The organism is Cognatiluteimonas profundi (assembly GCF_009792795.1).
Lineage (GTDB): Bacteria > Pseudomonadota > Gammaproteobacteria > Xanthomonadales > Xanthomonadaceae > Cognatiluteimonas > Cognatiluteimonas profundi.
Genome location: NZ_VKHQ01000004.1, coordinates 681,438 through 697,128, shown reverse-complemented (window position 1 = coordinate 697,128; position 15,691 = coordinate 681,438). Strand labels below are relative to the sequence as shown.

Annotated in this window: 11 protein-coding genes; 5 read left to right on the top strand and 6 right to left on the bottom strand. The window is 70.8% G+C overall.

Annotated features, from left to right (window positions below):
- Positions 1–16: 16 nt before the first annotated feature.
- Together GST15_RS09810 and GST15_RS09805 are read left to right on the top strand one after the other, a co-directional pair.
- Positions 17–3,868: a translocation/assembly module TamB domain-containing protein gene (locus tag GST15_RS09810; protein WP_159017048.1), complete on the top strand. Its 3,852-nt coding sequence runs from the start codon at positions 17–19 to the stop codon at positions 3,866–3,868.
- 4 nt (positions 3,869–3,872) lie between these two features.
- The gene (locus GST15_RS09805) at positions 3,873–5,309 is read left to right on the top strand and encodes an RNB domain-containing ribonuclease (protein WP_159017046.1); all 1,437 of its coding nucleotides are present in this window, start codon (positions 3,873–3,875) and stop codon (positions 5,307–5,309) included.
- Between the two features lie 39 nt (positions 5,310–5,348).
- Here GST15_RS09805 and GST15_RS09800 read toward each other — a convergent pair whose 3' ends face one another.
- From GST15_RS09800 to GST15_RS12810, 3 genes are all read right to left on the bottom strand, one after another.
- Positions 5,349–6,605 (bottom strand): hypothetical protein, encoded by a 1,257-nt coding sequence (locus GST15_RS09800; RefSeq protein ID WP_159017045.1) that lies wholly within the window; start codon positions 6,603–6,605, stop codon positions 5,349–5,351.
- Positions 6,606–6,714: 109 nt separating this feature from the next.
- The gene (mnmG, locus tag GST15_RS09795; protein WP_159017044.1) at positions 6,715–8,604 is read right to left on the bottom strand and encodes a tRNA uridine-5-carboxymethylaminomethyl(34) synthesis enzyme MnmG; all 1,890 of its coding nucleotides are present in this window, start codon (positions 8,602–8,604) and stop codon (positions 6,715–6,717) included.
- A 437-nt stretch (positions 8,605–9,041) separates the two neighbouring features.
- Entirely contained in the window at positions 9,042–9,629 is a 588-nt protein-coding gene (locus GST15_RS12810) for a hypothetical protein (protein WP_199268748.1), read from the bottom strand.
- Between the two features lie 151 nt (positions 9,630–9,780).
- Between GST15_RS12810 and GST15_RS09785 the strand changes: the two genes are divergently transcribed.
- From GST15_RS09785 to GST15_RS09775, 3 genes are all read left to right on the top strand, one after another.
- Positions 9,781–10,710, top strand: coding sequence for a DMT family transporter (locus GST15_RS09785; RefSeq protein ID WP_159017042.1), 930 nt, complete (start codon positions 9,781–9,783; stop codon positions 10,708–10,710).
- Between the two features lie 10 nt (positions 10,711–10,720).
- Positions 10,721–11,695 carry a threonine ammonia-lyase gene (locus GST15_RS09780; RefSeq protein WP_159017041.1) on the top strand — a complete coding sequence of 325 codons (975 nt, stop codon included), beginning with the start codon at positions 10,721–10,723 and terminating at the stop codon, positions 11,693–11,695.
- Between the two features lie 90 nt (positions 11,696–11,785).
- Positions 11,786–13,276, top strand: coding sequence for an ArnT family glycosyltransferase (locus tag GST15_RS09775; protein ID WP_159017040.1), 1,491 nt, complete (start codon positions 11,786–11,788; stop codon positions 13,274–13,276).
- 3 nt (positions 13,277–13,279) lie between these two features.
- On the opposite strand, the gene GST15_RS09770 is transcribed toward GST15_RS09775, so the two are convergent.
- Genes GST15_RS09770 through bioH form a run of 3 tightly spaced genes read right to left on the bottom strand, consistent with a single transcriptional unit; the run spans position 13,280 to position 15,636 of the window.
- Complete coding sequence (locus GST15_RS09770) at positions 13,280–13,879, bottom strand: hypothetical protein (RefSeq protein WP_159017038.1); 600 nt, start codon at positions 13,877–13,879, stop codon at positions 13,280–13,282.
- Positions 13,880–13,939: 60 nt separating this feature from the next.
- Complete coding sequence (gene bioC, locus GST15_RS09765) at positions 13,940–14,842, bottom strand: malonyl-ACP O-methyltransferase BioC (RefSeq protein WP_159017037.1); 903 nt, start codon at positions 14,840–14,842, stop codon at positions 13,940–13,942.
- Positions 14,839–15,636 (bottom strand): pimeloyl-ACP methyl ester esterase BioH, encoded by a 798-nt coding sequence (gene bioH / locus GST15_RS09760; protein WP_159017150.1) that lies wholly within the window; start codon positions 15,634–15,636, stop codon positions 14,839–14,841. Before bioH ends, bioC begins: the two co-directional genes overlap by 4 nt.
- Between the last annotated feature and the right edge of the window lie 55 nt (positions 15,637–15,691).

Genomic DNA, 15,691 nt, shown 5'->3' with positions numbered 1-15,691 from the left:
GCGCAGGCGGCGCGCGGTGAGGGGCGTTCCGCTGACGCCGGAGCAGCGTGCCGCGCGCAATGCGGCGCGCAAGGCGCTGGCGCGGCGCGTGGCCCTGCACTCGGCCCTGGCGACGCTGGCGCTGGTGCTGCTGCTCGCGGTGATCGCCTGGTGGTTGCTCACGACGGTCGGCGGCCGCGACGTGCTGCTGCGCCAGATCGTCGCGCGGCTGCCACAAGGCACCACGCTCACGTGGCAACAGGCCAGCGGACCCGCCTCCGGCCCGATGACATTGCAGGGCGTGCGCTTCACGATGCCGCGCGCGGCCGATCCCGCCTGCGTCCGCACCGCGACCCAGCCCTGCGCCGCCGGCACGATCGTGTTCACCGCGCGGATCATCGTGCTGGATCCCGCGCTGCGCCCGCTGCTCGGTCGCAGCCTGCGTCTGGATGCGCTCGACATCACCGATGCGACCCTCGACCTGCCCATCGGCACGCAGCCGTTCAAGTTGCCGCGATGGCCGGATTCGCTGCCGCAGATCGCACCGCCGCTGGCGCTGCGCGCGGACGCCATCCGCATCGATGGCCTGCGGGTGACGCGCGATCGCCTGCCATTGGTATTGATCCGGCATGCGCGCGGCGGCCTGCAGGCGTCGCGCGGACGCCTGCACCTGGAGCGGCTGGTCGTCGACAGCGACCGTGGGGATTTCACCGCGCACGGCGACTACGCGCCCGCCGATGCCTACCGCACCGACATGACCGCGACCGCCGTGCTGCCGACGACCGGCGCACGCGCGCCGGCGCGCCTCGCACTGGTCGCGCGCGGCGACCTCGACGCGATGGACGTGGCGATCGGGGGTTCCGCGCCGGCACCGCTGCAGGCGAGCCTGGCGTTGCGCGGACGCGACCTGCCGCGATGGTCGGCGCGTGCGCACTCCGCCGCGCTGGATCCGGCATTGCTGACCGGCGCCGCGCCGTCGACACCGCTGGCATTCGACCTGCGCGCCGACGGGCGCGGTGGCAGCGCCAACCTGCACGGACACGTCGCGCGCGGTGCGCTGGACGTCGCCATCCAGCCGTCGCAGGTTCGACTCGACAACCAGGTGCTGCGCGTGCAACCGCTGGTGCTGGATGTCCTGCAGGGTCGGGCAACGCTGCGCGGCCAGGTCGACATGCGCGACCCGCGCCACACCAGCCTGCGCATCGCGGCCAATGCGCGTGGCGTGACCTGGGGCGCCGCGACCGGTGTGCCGTTGCGCGCGGATACCGACCTGGGCATCGCCGGCAGCCTGGACGCGTGGGCGGCCATCGGTCGGGCGACACTGCGCCGTGGCGCGCGCACCGCGTCCGTGCAAGTGGATGGGCGCGGCAACCGCGACCAGTTGGCGCTGCGATCCCTGCAGGTCGCGATGCCCGAAGGCCGGCTCGACGCGAACGGCACGCTGCACTGGTCGCCCACGCTGGGTTGGGACATGCAGGCGACGCTGGCGGGATTCGATCCCGGCTATCTGTTCGCCGGCTGGGACGGCGCCCTGCAGGGCCGCATCAGCAGCACCGGCAGCACGCACGGCGGCGGCGGTGTCGACGCGCAGGTGCAGGTGCCGACGCTCGCGGGACGCCTGCGCGGGCGCGCGCTGCAGGGCCATGGCGCGCTGACCGTGCACGGCAACGAATACGGCGGTGATGTCGTGGTGTCGCTTGGCGACAGCCGCATCGATGCACACGGCAGCATCGCCGATGCGCTGGATGTCACCGCACGCTTCTCGCCGCTGCACCTGGACGACCTGCTGCCGCAGGGCACCGGCTCGCTGCGCGGCACGTTACGGCTGACCGGCGCGCGTCGCGCTCCCGACATCGACGTCGACCTGGCGGGCCAGGGCCTCGCCTACGGCAGCTACCGGGCCGACACCCTGCAGGCACGTGGACGCCTGCCCTGGCGCGGTGGCAGTGGTGCATTGACGGTCGATGCACGCGGACTCGCCGCCGGCGTCGCACTCGATCGCCTGCACATCGACGCGCGCGGCGCGGTGGAAGCGCTGCAGCTGCAGGCGCAGGCGACGGGCGCGGTCGGCGCGGTCGACCTTGCCGGCAGCGCAGGCAAGCGCACCGCGGGATGGTCGGGATCGCTCGATCGCCTGCACCTGGCGCCCGCGCGCGGAGCGGCCTGGCAACTGCAGGCGCCGGTGCGCGTCGTGCAGGACGGTGCGCGCTGGACGCTGTCGCACGGCTGCATCATGTCGGCAGGCGCCGGCTCGCTGTGCGCGCGCGCGGACTGGCCAAACAGCGGCGTGGACATCGACGGCCATGCGCTGCCGTTGGCGTTGGCAAGCCCGTACCTGCCCGCGCGCACCGACGGCCGACCCTGGCTGCCGCACGGTGAAGTCGACCTCGATGCGCGGCTGCGCAGCGCGGGATCCGCATGGCAGGGCAGCGTCCACGCGACATCGGCCAGTGGTGGCCTGCGCAACAGCGAGACGTCGCGCCGCGACCTGGTCGGATACGAGAACCTGACATTGGCGGCGACATTCGATGCGCGGCACGTCGATGCGACGCTGGGTGCTGGACTGGACGGCGGCGGCCGCATCGACGCGCGCGTGCGCAGCGGCTGGGACGCATACGCGCCCTTGTCCGGGACCATCGCGGTGGAAACCGATGCGCTGACATGGATGGAGTTGCTGTCGCCGGACATCGTCGACCCTACCGGCCACATCCAGGCCCGTCTCGTGCTGGGCGGCAGCCGCGCGCAACCGGCGCTGGGCGGACAGGCGCAACTGTCGAACTTCAGCACCGAGTTGCCGGCGCTCGCGATCACCCTGCGCAACGGCTCGCTGCGCCTGGATGCGCAGCCCGATGGCAGCGCACGCATCCACGGCAGCGTGCAATCCGGCGACGGCACGCTCGCACTCGACGGCACGCTGGGGTGGCGCGCAGCAGCGGGCGCATCGACCGCGCCGCTGGTGCTCAACGTGCGCGGCAGCAATGTGCTCGCCGCCGATACGCGCGACCTGCGTGCGGTGATCGATCCGGACGTGGTCGTGCGCTATGCGCCGGGCCAGCCGCTGGATATCAGCGGGCGCGTCGGCGTGCCCAGTGCGCGCCTGGACCTCGAGCGCCTGGATCGCGGCGTGGCCAGTTCGCCGGACGTCGTCGTGCTGGATCCGGTCGATTCCACGCAGGGCATCTCCACGCCGAGCGTGCTCGACCTGACGCTCGCGCTTGGCGATGACGTGCGCCTGCACGGCTTCGGCCTGGACGGCACGCTCGCAGGCGACCTGCGGGTGCGTACACGACCCGGTCGCGAGATGGTCGCGAACGGCAGCCTGGACATCGGCGGCAACTATCTTGCGTATGGCCAGCGCCTTGCGATCACCCGCGGGCGGCTGTCGTGGAGCGACACCGCGATCGGCGACCCGCTGCTCGACATCCGTGCACAGCGCCACGTCAGCGACGTCACCGCCGGCATCGACGTCACCGGCCATGCCACGCGCCCGCAGGCGCAGGTGTGGACGGATCCGGCCAGCGACCAGTCCGAGGCGCTGGCCTACCTCGCGCTGGGCAGGCCGCTGTCCAGCGCCAGCGCCGATGAAAGCCGCCAGCTCGGCGCCGCCAGCGCGGCACTGACCGCCGGCGGCAACCTGCTGGCGTCGCAACTGGGCGCGCGGCTGGGGCTGGAGAATGCCGGCGTCAGCCAATCGCGCGCGCTGGGCGGCAGCGTGCTGGGCATCGGCAAGTACCTGTCGCCGAAACTCTATGTCAGCTACGGCGTGTCGCTGCTGGGTACCGGCGAAGTGCTCACGCTGAAATACCTGCTGCGCAAGGGCGTGGACATCGAGATCGAATCGAGCACGGTCGAGAATCGCGCATCGTTGAATCTTCGCAAGGAAAAATGACCCCATGTCGACCACCCGCCGCCTGCACATCCAGCCGCCCGACGCCCCGGCCATCGCCGCGGGCTTGGCCGCGATCAAGCGCGAACAGGCGCTGCCGACCGCGTTTCCGCCGCCGGTCGAAATCGCGGCGGCGGACGCCGCGGCCGCGCCGCGCCTGCCGACGCTGGACCGCACCGACATCGAGCTGGTGACCATCGATCCACCCGGCTCGATGGACCTGGACCAGGCACTGCATGTGCAGCGCAATGGCAGCGGCTTCCGCGTGTTCTATGCCATCGCCGACGTGGCCGCCTTCGTCGCGCCTGGCGATGCGATCGACATCGAGGCGAACAAGCGCGGTGAGACGCTGTACGGCGCCGATGCGAAGATCCCGCTGCATCCGCGCGTGCTGTCCGAAGGCGCCGCGTCGCTGCTGCCCGACCAGGTGCGTCCCGCGCTGCTGTGGACGATCGATGTCGATGCCGCCGGCGAATGCACGTCGAGCGACGTACGCCGCGCACTGGTCCGCAGCCGCGCCAAGCTCAATTACGCCGCGATGCAGGCACGCATCGATGCCGGCCAGGGCGAGCCGATGTGGGACGTGTTGCGCGCGTTCGGCGAGTTGCGCAAGCAGCGCGAGCGCGCACGCGGCGGCATCAGCCTGCCGCTGCCCGAGCAGGAAGTGTGCGTTGAGGAAGGTCGCTGGCTGCTGGAGTTCCGTGCGCGCAAGCCGGCGGAGGACTGGAACGAGCAGGTGTCGCTGCTGACCGGCATGGCGGCCGCCGACATCATGCTGAAGGGCGGCGTGGGACTGCTGCGCACGCTGCCAAAACCCGAGCCGTGGGCGATCGACCGGCTGCGTCGCACCGCCAAGGCACTCGACATCGCCTGGCCATCCGACATGTCCTATCCGCAGTTCATCGATTCGCTGGATCCCGCGCAACCGCGCAACGTGGCCATGATGGTGGCGTCGACCACCGTGCTGCGCGGCGCGGGTTACGCGGCCTTCGACGGCGCCGCGCCGGCGCAGCCGATGCACTGGGGCCTGGCGGCGGAGTACGCGCATGCGACCGCGCCGTTGCGGCGCCTGGTGGATCGCTACGTGGGCGAAACCTGCGTCGCGCTGTGCGGCGGACAGCCCGTGCCCGACTGGGTGCAGCAGGCGCTGCCCGCGCTGCCACAGACGATGGCCGATGCCGGCCGTCGCGCCAGCCGCTTCGAGCATGCCGTGCTCGACCTTGCCGAAACGTTCGCCCTGTCCAGCCGCGTCGGCGACACCTTCAGCGGCGACATTGTCGAGGTGCGCGGCGACGACCGCCGGCAGGGCGTGGTGATGCTGCGCGATCCCGCGATCGAGGCGCCGCTGACCGCTGCCGCCGACCTGCCGCTGGGAGACACGGTGACGATACGGCTGGTGGAAGCGGACGTGGCCACGCGCCGCACGCGATTCGAACTGGCCTGATCGCGCTTGGCGTCGGGCGCCCCGTGGGCGCGCCCGCTGCTACAGCATCGCGCCCTGCAATAGCGTCATGCCGTTGGCGATGTCGGTCCAGACGACGTAGGCGTTGCCTGCCTGCAGCGCCAGTTGCGGATATCCGGTGACGAGACCGCGCCCCTGCAGCGTGGCGAGCTTGACGCGCTGCAACTGCCGCGACAGGTCGGGCGTGTAGCGCGCCAGCCAGAGCGATTGCCCATCGGCATCCTCGCGCAGCCACAGCACCCAGGCCTGGCTGGCATCGAGCGCCACGGCGACGCGACCCAGCACGGCCTCGCCACGGTCGACGACCACGGGCGCGCCGAAGCTGTCGCCGGCATCGCCGCTGCGCGCCAGTTGCACGCGCGGCTGCGGACCGGCGCCGGTGTACCAGGCGACGACCACATCCGTGTCGCGCGACGCGATCGCCGGTCCATTGACCGGGCAGCCGGTCATTTTCCAGTTGTCCGCATGCACCGGCGCGGCCTTGCTCCAGCGGCCCGATTCGAAGCGCGCGACCGCGATGTCGCGGATCTCCGACGCGCTGCGGTCGCGATAGGCCAGCACGGCGCCGCGCGTCGTCACCGCAGCGGCGACACGACAGCAGTCGCACGCGCGGGTATCGACGTCGCTGACGGCGCTGCGGCGCAGGCCGGCGTCGAAAACGGCGGCATGCAGCCTGGTGTCCGCCACCGGTGCCTGTGGCGCGGATGCCGCCTGCGCGCCGCCCGCCGGCGGATTGCCATCCAGCCATGCCATGCCCACGTCGGTCCGCGATTGCGGCCACAGCACCGCGGAGCCGAGTTCCGTTCCGCGCACAGCGGTGCTGACCTGCAGCGGTGCGCTCCAGTTGAACCCGCCATCCAGCGATCGGCTGAGCTGCAACTCGCTGGCGGCATCGCCGATCTTCTGGATCCACTGCACCCACAGCGCGCCGTCGCCGGTGGCCATCAGTTGCGGCGGATTGCTGGCGTCGACCAGCAGGCTGTCGCCGACCACGATCGTGCGCGGGGCGCTTTGCCAGTTTCCACTGCCATCCCAGGCGGCGAACTGCAGCGCGTTGCGCCGGCCCGGCGTGCTGTCGATCCAGCTCAACAGCACGCGTCCATCAGTGGTGGCCACCAGGGCCGGCTGCGCCGCGGCGGGCCCGGTCGGCAGCTGCCACGGTCGCGGTGCATGGTCGGCGCGGGTCGCCGTGGGCGGGGCCACGGGCGGGGCCGCGCGCTGGCAGCCGGGCAACAGCAATGCCATTGCGCACAAGGCCAGCGTGCCGGTGAATCGCATGGTCAGGTCCTGCCTTGGGGAGTTCGCATTGTAGGAGCGCACGCGCCACGCCGGCATGACGTACCGTCAGCCGCGCCGCGCCGACTGCGCGCGCCCTGAACCGCCGCCCTCAGGCGACGCGGGATCGCCGGGCGCGCGACAGATGCACCAGCAACAGCGAGATCGCGGCAGGCGTCATTCCGGGAATCCGCTGCGCCTGCCCCACCGTTTCCGGCCGCACGCGCTCGAGCTTCTGCCGGACTTCCGCCGACAGCCCGCGGACCTGCGCGTAATCGAAGCCGTCGGGAATGGCCGCGGTCTCGTGGCGCTGCTGGCGCGCGATCTCGTCGCGCTGGCGATCCAGGTAGCCGGAGTACTTCACATCGATCTCGATCTGCTCGGCGACCATCGGGTCGTCCGCTGCCGGGGCCAGCGCGGGCAGCGTCAGCAGGCGCGCATAGTCGATCTCCGGCCGCTTCAGCAGATCCAGCGCGCTGCCCTCCTTGGTCAACACGATCCCGAGGACGTCGGCCACTTCCTGGCCCAGCGGGTTGCCGGGCCCGGCGCGGAGCGCCGACAGGCGCGCGGTTTCGCGCGCGATCGCCTCGCCCTTGGCTTCCACCGCCGCGAGGCGTCGATCGTCGACCAGGCCCAGCCCGTGCCCGATCGCCGTCAGGCGCAGGTCGGCATTGTCCTCGCGCAGCTGCAGTCGATACTCCGCGCGCGAAGTGAACATCCGATACGGCTCCAGCGTGCCCTGGGTGATCAGGTCGTCGATCAGCACGCCGATGTAGGCCTGGTCGCGCCGCGGCGTCCATGCCTCGCGCTCCTGCACAAGGCGCGCGGCATTGAGGCCGGCGATCAGCCCCTGCGCGGCGGCTTCCTCGTAGCCGGTGGTGCCGTTGATCTGCCCGGCGAAGAACAGCCCGGCGATCGCCTTGGTTTCCAGCGACGCCTTCAGCCCGCGCGGGTCGAAGAAGTCGTACTCGATCGCGTAGCCGGGCCGGGTGATGTGCGCCTGCTCGAAGCCACGGATGCTGCGCACCAGCTCCAGCTGGATGTCGAACGGCAACGAGGTGGAGATGCCGTTGGGATAGATCTCGGTGGTGCACAGGCCCTCGGGCTCGACGAAGACCTGGTGGCTGGCCTTGTCGGCGAAGCGCACGACCTTGTCCTCGATCGAGGGGCAGTAGCGCGGACCGATGCCCTGGATCTGCCCGCTGTACAGCGGCGAGCGATGCAGTGCGCCGCGGATGATGTCGTGCGTGCGCTCGCTGGTATGCGTGATCCAGCACGGCAGCTGGCGCGGATGGTCCGCGCGCGAACCCATGAATGAGAACACCGGACGCGGGTCGTCGCCGGGCTGGGCTTCCATGCGCGTGTAGTCGAGGGTGCGTCCATCGATGCGCGGGGGCGTGCCGGTCTTCAGGCGATCGACGACGAAGGGACCTTCGCGCAGGCGCTGCGCGAGTGCGGTCGCTGGCGGATCGCCGGCGCGGCCGGCCGCGTAACGGGTCTCCCCGACATGGATCCTGCCGGCCAGGAAGGTCCCCGCGGTCAACACCACGGCCGGCGCGAAGAAGCGCAATCCGGTCTGGGTGACCGCTCCGCGCACGCAACCGTCCTCGAACACCAGGTCGTCGACCGCCGCCTGGAACACGGTGAGGTTGCCTGCGGATTCGACGGCCTGGCGGATGAAGGCGCGATACAGCGAACGATCCGCCTGGCAACGCGTGGCACGCACCGCCGGCCCCTTGGAGGCGTTGAGCCGGCGCCACTGGATGCCCGCCGCATCCGCTGCCCTGGCCATGACGCCGCCGAGCGCGTCGATCTCCTTGACCAGATGGCCCTTGCCGATCCCGCCGATCGCCGGGTTGCAGCTCATCGCGCCGACAGTCTCGACGTTGTGCGTCAGCAACAGCGTGCGCGCGCCCGCCCGCGCCGCCGCGAGCGCGGCTTCGGTGCCGGCATGGCCGCCGCCGACCACGATCACGTCATGTCGATAGAAGGAGTGATCCATCCGCGCATTATCGCGCGCCGCCCGTCAGCATCGGTTCGCGCAAAAAAAAGGGGTCGAATGTCCCCCGACATTCGACCCCTGGCATCCCCGACATGCGCGCGACCAGCCCCTGTTCCAATTCCGGTCGACGCCCCTGACGCCTGCCACGTCGGGTGCAGGAATGAATACGCAGGAAGCATGCCAAGGCCGCGGGACTTGCGGCCCGCAGCTGGGAACTGTGATGGAGGTCGCGCTACGCAGGCGCTATGGGCCCGGCTGGCTGAAGGATCCAGCGAAAGCGCTTGGGCGCCGACACCCGGCGAGGAGCGGAACAGGGGGGATCCGTGTTTCCCCGTCGGGTGCCGACATTGAAACGCACTGCAACTCAGGTCTAAAAACGACGCAGCTCGTCAAGAGCGGACACTAGCTTGCGACCCGCGGTGGGGCAACGCAACACCTCAATGGTGGCGTTTGAGACCGTCGTCGCGTTCCTGGCGCATGGCTGGCGGGCTGTCCTGCGAAGTGCCCCGCTGCGGCTCCCGCTGGATGCGGTCGGGGTTCGGGAAGCGGGTGGGTGCCGACGGCTGCGGCAGCGGCATGCGCTCGCCGATCGGCCGCGCGTCTGGTTCGAACGGTCGCCGGGGGCGGGCGGGCCCGCTCGGCAACGGGCCGGGCTGGACGAGCCGGTCATTGTCGTCGTCGTCGCGGTGCGGACGCGGGTGCGGGTGCGGCCGCGGATCCGGACGGACCACGATGACCGGCGGGCGCGGGGTATAGGGATAGCCGTATCCGTAGGGATACCCATAGGGGTAGCCGCCATAGCCGTAACCGCCGCCATAGCCCATGCCGTAGCCGATCATCCCGCTCCAGCCGCCGGGATAGCCATATCCGCCGTAGCCGTAGGGGCTGTAGTAGCCGTCATCCTGGTAGTCGACCGACGGCTGGCCGTAGTAGTAGTCGCCGGCGCCACCACGATAGTCGTAACCGGTCACGCAGCCGCCCAGCAGCGCTGCGGCAAGGGCGGGAAGAAGCAGATTCCGGATCATGGCGACACCCCTGTGGTTTCCATCGGCAGCATCCGCTGCAGGCATTGAATCGGTGCTTAACCTTTCTGGAATAGCGCCCCGGGAAAACTGAACCGTTATGCCGCGCGGCAGGGACGTGCCAGCATGACAGCTGCTGACCAGCGGAACGCACATGGCACTGCATCAAGCGTCGGGGCGCTGGCGCCTGGGACTGGGCCTGACCCTGGCCACCGCGCTGTTCTGGGCGACGCTGCCGATCGCGCTGAAGGTCGCGCTGGAGATCCTCGATCCGATCACCCTGACCTGGTTCCGGTTCGTGGTGGCTGCCGCGGTGACCTTTGCATGGCTCGGCCTGCGCGGCGGCTTGCAGGGTTACCGCGGACTCGGCCGCCGCCATTGGCTGATGCTCGCGCTGGCGGCGCTATTGCTGCTGGGCAACTACGTGTTCTACCTGCTGGGCGTGCAGCACACCACGCCAGCCAACGCGCAGCTGCTGATCCAGCTGGCGCCGCTGCTGATGGCGCTGGGCGGCATCTGGGTCTTCGGCGAACGCTTCCGCCTGGCGCAATGGATCGGGTTCGCGTTGACGGTCGCCGGCCTGCTGCTCTTCTTCCGCGACCAGTTGCTGGCGGCCCGGCACTCCACGGGATACGGCGTCGGCTCGGCCCTGGTCATCCTCGGCGCCGTGGTGTGGGCCGGTTACGCGCTGCTGCAGAAGCAGCTGTTGTCGCGGCTGGGATCGATGCAGATCCTGCTGCTGCTGTACGTCGCCGCCAGCCTGGTGCTGCTGCCGTTCGCACATGCCGGTGAACTCGCCCGGCTGGATGGACTGCACTGGGCGATGCTGGGCTATTGCGCGCTCAACACGATCGGCGCCTACGGCGCCTTCGCCGAAGCGCTTGCGCATTGGGAGGCATCGCGGGTGTCGGCGATCCTCGCCACGACACCCTTGCTCTGCATCGTCGCGGCCGCGCTCGTGCATGCACGCTGGCCATCGTTGCTGGCGCCCGAGCACATCGGCGCCATGGGCTATGCCGGGGCGGCGCTGGTCGTCGCCGGTTCGGCGGCAGTGAGCCTGCTTGGCGCGCGCGCCGGGCGTTAGCATGTCGCGCATGGATACCGCAGCCGCCACCCTGCCGACATTCGACGACGTGCTCGACGCGGCCGCGCGCATCGCGAGGCTGGCGCATGTCACGCCGGTCATGCGATCGCACGCGCTCGACTCGTTGGCCGACTGCAGCATCGCGTTCAAGTGCGAACACCTGCAGCGCACGGGCGCATTCAAGTTCCGTGGCGCCTGCAATGCGGTGTGGGCGTTGCCCGACGCCGTCGCCGCGCGCGGCGTGGTCACGCACTCCTCCGGCAACCATGGCGCGGCGCTGGCGCTGGCTGCGCGCACGCGCGGGATCGCCTGCCATGTCGTCGTGCCGACCGGCGCCGTGGCGACCAAGCTGGCGGCCATCGAGGCATACGGGGCGACGTTGCACCGCTGCGAGCCCACCATCGCCGCACGCGAAGCGCGTTGCGATGCCGTGCAACGCGAGACCGGCGCGACGCTCGTGCATCCCTACACCGACGCCCGCGTCATCGCGGGCCAGGCCACCGCCGCGCTGGAGCTGATCAACGCCTGCGGGGAATTCGATGCGCTGGTGGTTCCGGTCGGCGGCGGCGGCCTTGCATCGGGGACTGCCCTGGCCATGGCCAGGCTGGCGCCGCGCTGCCGGCTCTTCATCGCCGAGCCGGCGGGGGCCGCCGATACCGCGCGCTCACTGGCCGCCGGCGAGCGGCTGGTCGACTTCGTCCCCGACACGATCTGCGACGGCCTGCGCGGGACGCTGGGTGCGCCCAATTTTTCCATCCTGCTCGCGCAGGGCGCGCATGCGCTGGTGGTCGACGATGCCGACACGGTGGCGGCGATGCGACTGCTGTGGACGCGCATGAAGCAGGTGGTGGAGCCGTCCTCGGCGACGGTGCTCGCGGCGATCCTGCGCCATCGCGAGCAGTTCGCCGGCCTGCACGTCGGCGTGATCCTGTCCGGCGGCAACGTCGACCTGGACGACTTGTCGCAGCTGTTCCAGCTGAGCTGACCGCCCGTCCGCAGGTGGCGCGATCGCGCCGATAACGGACCCCGCCACCCGCCCCTTTAGAATTGCCGGCCCCTTACGACGCGGACGCCCATGCGCAAGTTGCTGCAATCCCAGGCGTTCCGGATCGCCGCACTGGCGTTCGCGCTGGGGTTCCTGTTCCTGGGGCTGCGCGGCATCTGGGATCCCGATGAAGGGCGCTACACCAATGTCGCGCTGCACATGCTCGACAGCGGCAACTGGATCGAGCCGCACCGCAGCCAGGAAATCGGCCACTGGACCAAGCCGCCGCTGACCTACTGGGCGATCGCGACCAGCATCGCCGCGTTCGGACACAACGCCTGGGCGGCGCGACTGCCATCCGCGCTGTCCTACCTGCTGTGCATCTGGCTGGCATGGCGCATCGCGCGGCGACTGGCTCCCGGCAGCGGACACCAGGCGGCGCTGGTCTACGCGACGATGCTGTTGCCCATCGGCGTGTCGCAGTTCATCACCACCGACTACCTGCTCGCCGCCTGCGAGACGCTGGCGATGTGGGCCTTCGTGGAAGCGCGATTCGCCGACGATGGCCGCGCGCAACGCTGGTTGCTGCTGATGTGGGCGGCATTCGCGCTGGCTTTCCTCGACAAGGGGCCACCGGGATTGCTGCCGCTGCTGGCCGTGATCGCATTCGACATCGCGATGCCGCGGCAGGTGCGTCCGCGTGCATTGCAGTGGCGGGGCCTGCTGCTGTTCCTCGCCGTCTCGGCACCGTGGTATGCGGCGGCCATGGCGCGCAACCCGGGATTGCTCGATTACTTCCTCGGCAAGGAAGTGGTCGACCGCGTCGCCAGCAATGATTTCAGTCGCCATGGCGAGTGGTATGGCTGGATCAGCATCTACCTGCCGACGTTGTTGATCGGCACGTTGCCGTGGACGCCCTCGCTGCTGCGCTGGGCGACGGCGCTACCGGCGAAGCTGCGCCACATGCGCACGCACCAGGGTCGCCGCGAGGACGCCGCCGGGCTGCTGCTGGCCTTGTGGCTGCTGCTGCCGTTGCTGGTGTTCTGCATCTCGCGTTCGCGGCTGCCGCTGTACATCCTGCCGCTGTTCGTGCCGCTCGCCGTCATCGCGACCCGGCAGCGCTTCGCGGAGGGTTTGCCGCTGCCACGCTGGCGCTGGCTGCTGCTGTGGTGCGCCTGCGCACTGGGATTGCAGCTGGCCGCGGCACGCTGGCCGACGCACAAGGATGCCTCCGCCTGGGCCGGCGCCATCCACGAGCGCGTTGCCGGGCCGGTCAGCCAGGTGGAGTTCGTCGACGACATGGCGCGTTACGGCCTGCACCTGCACCTGGGCGTCGACGTGGAAAAGCTCTCGCTGCAGCCGCAGGCCGGCGCGCGCTTCAATCCGGAATTCGACGAGAGCGTCACCGACGAACTGCGCGATGACTTCGACCCCGACAGCCTCTGGATCACCAAGCAGGAGCAGTGGCCCACGGTGCGTGACCTGATCGCGACGCAGGACATGGTCGCCGTGGCCCAGGGCACGCCGTACCAGGGCCGGGTGCTGTTCCGCGTGCGACGCGCGGCAACCAGCACGCGCTGAGAGTCAGGACGCGCCGGTCGCGATCCGCGACAGGCCTTCGTCCAGCAGGAATCGGGTCATGGCGGCACGCTCGCCTGGCGGTCGCGACTGCATCGCATCGAGCAGCCAGCGCAGCGACTGGCAGCGCGCGCTGCGACCATCGGCATCGTCGCCGGCCTGCAGGCCCGTCGTGAAACCGTCGTGCAGCAGCGCGGCGGTGACGGCGGCGCCCTTCAGCGATTGCTTCGCCGCGGCACGGTCGAAGGCCTGCGCCGGCGACTGCACGGCGGCTAGCAGCAGGTCGGCAAGCGCATCGGCGAAGCGCGAGCGGCTGGCGGGTCCCAGCTGCGACGCGAACGCATCGAGGCCTGCGATGCTGCGGTCGGCTTTTGGCTCGAACAAGGCGCACAGCGCCCCCGACTCGTTGTCGTTGCGCGCCACCGCGTGCACCGCCTGGAACAGCGCATCGACCTGCGGGTCCGGCGCGCGCTGCAGCAGGTCGCCGCCGGTCGCTGCGAGCACGCCCGGGTCAAAGCCCCACAGGTCGGCTGCCGGCCGTGCCATGGACAGCGACGGCAGCAACAGTGCCGCCAGCACGATGCGATGAAAGCCTGGTCTGCGCATGCCGTGTTCCTCGAGGATGCGGACCGTTGTAACCGACCACGGCTGAACCCACGAAGTCGCTCAGCGTCGGCGCACCGGGATGTTGTCGGCGGGGAAGCGCGCGATCTCGCCACCGTCGTCGCGGATCGGCGCGCCGGCCGGCGGCCCCCATGCCATGGCGGTGATGGTTTCCCATGTGGCGGGGAGCGGACCATCCCCGCTTGCCGCCGCATAAGCCGCGGCCGCCTGCGCCAGCCGCGCCTTGCCGGTGAGCGAATGCCGCCGCGCGCGCAGGGCATTGGTCGCGCCGATGGCCCGCAGCTCGCGCATCAATGTCGGCAGGTCCGGATAGCGACTGATGGTGACGTCGCGGTCGAGCACGGGATCGCGGAAGCCGGCCGCCATCAAGGCGTCGCCCCATTGCGCGATTGCGGCGAACGGACTCACGTGCGGCATCGCATCGGCGCTGGCGAACGCACTGCGCAGTTCATGCAGCGTGTCCGGCCCGAAACTCGACAGCAGCAATAGGCCGCCGGGCTTGAGCACGCGGCGGAAACCGGCCAGCACCGACGGCAGGTCCTCGACCCACTGCAGGCAGAGGTTGGAGAACAGCACGTCCACGCAGCCGTCGGCCAGCGGCAACGCGGCCGCATCGGCGCACACGCGTTGCACGCCGCGTCGCAGCGGATGCCAGTCCGGCTTCACCGCACGCGACTGCAACATCGGCAAGGCCAGGTCCAGCGCCAGCACGCGCGCGCGCGGCCAGCGCTGCTGCATCCGTGCCGCCGCGCGCCCCGGCCCGCAGCCGACATCGACCACCAGCTGCGGCGCCACGCCCGCGCCATTGCGCTGCTCCAGGTAGGACAGCGAATCCAGCAGGTGCGCTTCGACCGCGTGCTGCAGGGCGGCGGCGGCATCGTAACTGCGTGCCGCGCGCGAGAATGCACGACGGATGTGCCGACGGTCGAACACGGCGCCGCTCATGCCGCGCGCCCAGGGTCGACGGCACGGTCATCCATGAAGGCCACCAGCTGCGCCGCAACCTCGTCGGCATGGGTGAGGAATGGCGCGTGCCCGGCGTGTTCGACGACGTGCAGGCGCGATCGCGGCGCCAGCGCCGCGGCCGCCCGCATCGCGCGCGGATCCACCAGGCGGTCGCGACGCCCAGCCAGCCACGCACTGCGCACCGGCAGGGTCGGCAATACGCCGCGCAGGTCGCTGGTCTGCAACAACTCCAGGCCGTCGGCGAGGACATCCGCAGCCGGTTCGCCGCGCAGCAACAGGCCATCGCGCATGGCGCGCATCTCATCCTTGGCATGATCCGAGCCGAACGCCTCGAGCGCGACGAAGCGATCGAGCGTGCCGCGGTAATCGCTGCGCAGGCCCGTGGCGAAATCGCGGAAGACGTCGGCCGACACGGCGTAAGGCCACGGGTCGGCGGCATCCTCGCTGCGCACGAAGCGCGGACTCGCGCACAGCATCGCCAGTGCCGTCACCTGCGCCGGATCGCGCGACGCGGCATGCAGCGCGATCAAGCCGCCCAGCGACCATCCGCACCACGGCGCCGGCGGCACGCAATCGGCGATGGCCGCAGCGCAGGCCGGCAAGTCCAGTGGCACGGCGCTGTCGCGGCTGTAGCCATGTCCTGGCAGGTCGACGACATGCAGCGTGTGGCGATCGCGCAGGCGTGCCACCAGTGGTGCGAACACGCCGCCGTGCATCGCCCATCCGTGCAGCAGCACCAGCGGCGGACCGCTGCCGGTGACCTCGACGTGCAACGCGCTCATCGGCGCGACGTCCACGTCGCGCGCGCTGCACATCGCCACCCGGCGA

What these genes read in the sequence shown, in the direction of transcription:
- GST15_RS09770 (WP_159017038.1), bottom strand. Translation starts at nt 13,879, where the DNA reads ATGCGCAGACCAGGCTTTCATCGCATCGTGCTGGCGGCACTGTTGCTG.
- GST15_RS09805 (WP_159017046.1), top strand. Translation starts at nt 3,873, where the DNA reads ATGTCGACCACCCGCCGCCTGCACATCCAGCCGCCCGACGCCCCGGCC.
- GST15_RS09780 (WP_159017041.1), top strand. Translation starts at nt 10,721, where the DNA reads ATGGATACCGCAGCCGCCACCCTGCCGACATTCGACGACGTGCTCGAC.
- GST15_RS09800 (WP_159017045.1), bottom strand. Translation starts at nt 6,605, where the DNA reads ATGCGATTCACCGGCACGCTGGCCTTGTGCGCAATGGCATTGCTGTTG.
- GST15_RS09775 (WP_159017040.1), top strand. Translation starts at nt 11,786, where the DNA reads ATGCGCAAGTTGCTGCAATCCCAGGCGTTCCGGATCGCCGCACTGGCG.
- bioC (WP_159017037.1), bottom strand. Translation starts at nt 14,842, where the DNA reads ATGAGCGGCGCCGTGTTCGACCGTCGGCACATCCGTCGTGCATTCTCG.
- GST15_RS09785 (WP_159017042.1), top strand. Translation starts at nt 9,781, where the DNA reads ATGGCACTGCATCAAGCGTCGGGGCGCTGGCGCCTGGGACTGGGCCTG.
- mnmG (WP_159017044.1), bottom strand. Translation starts at nt 8,604, where the DNA reads ATGGATCACTCCTTCTATCGACATGACGTGATCGTGGTCGGCGGCGGC.
- GST15_RS12810 (WP_199268748.1), bottom strand. Translation starts at nt 9,629, where the DNA reads ATGATCCGGAATCTGCTTCTTCCCGCCCTTGCCGCAGCGCTGCTGGGC.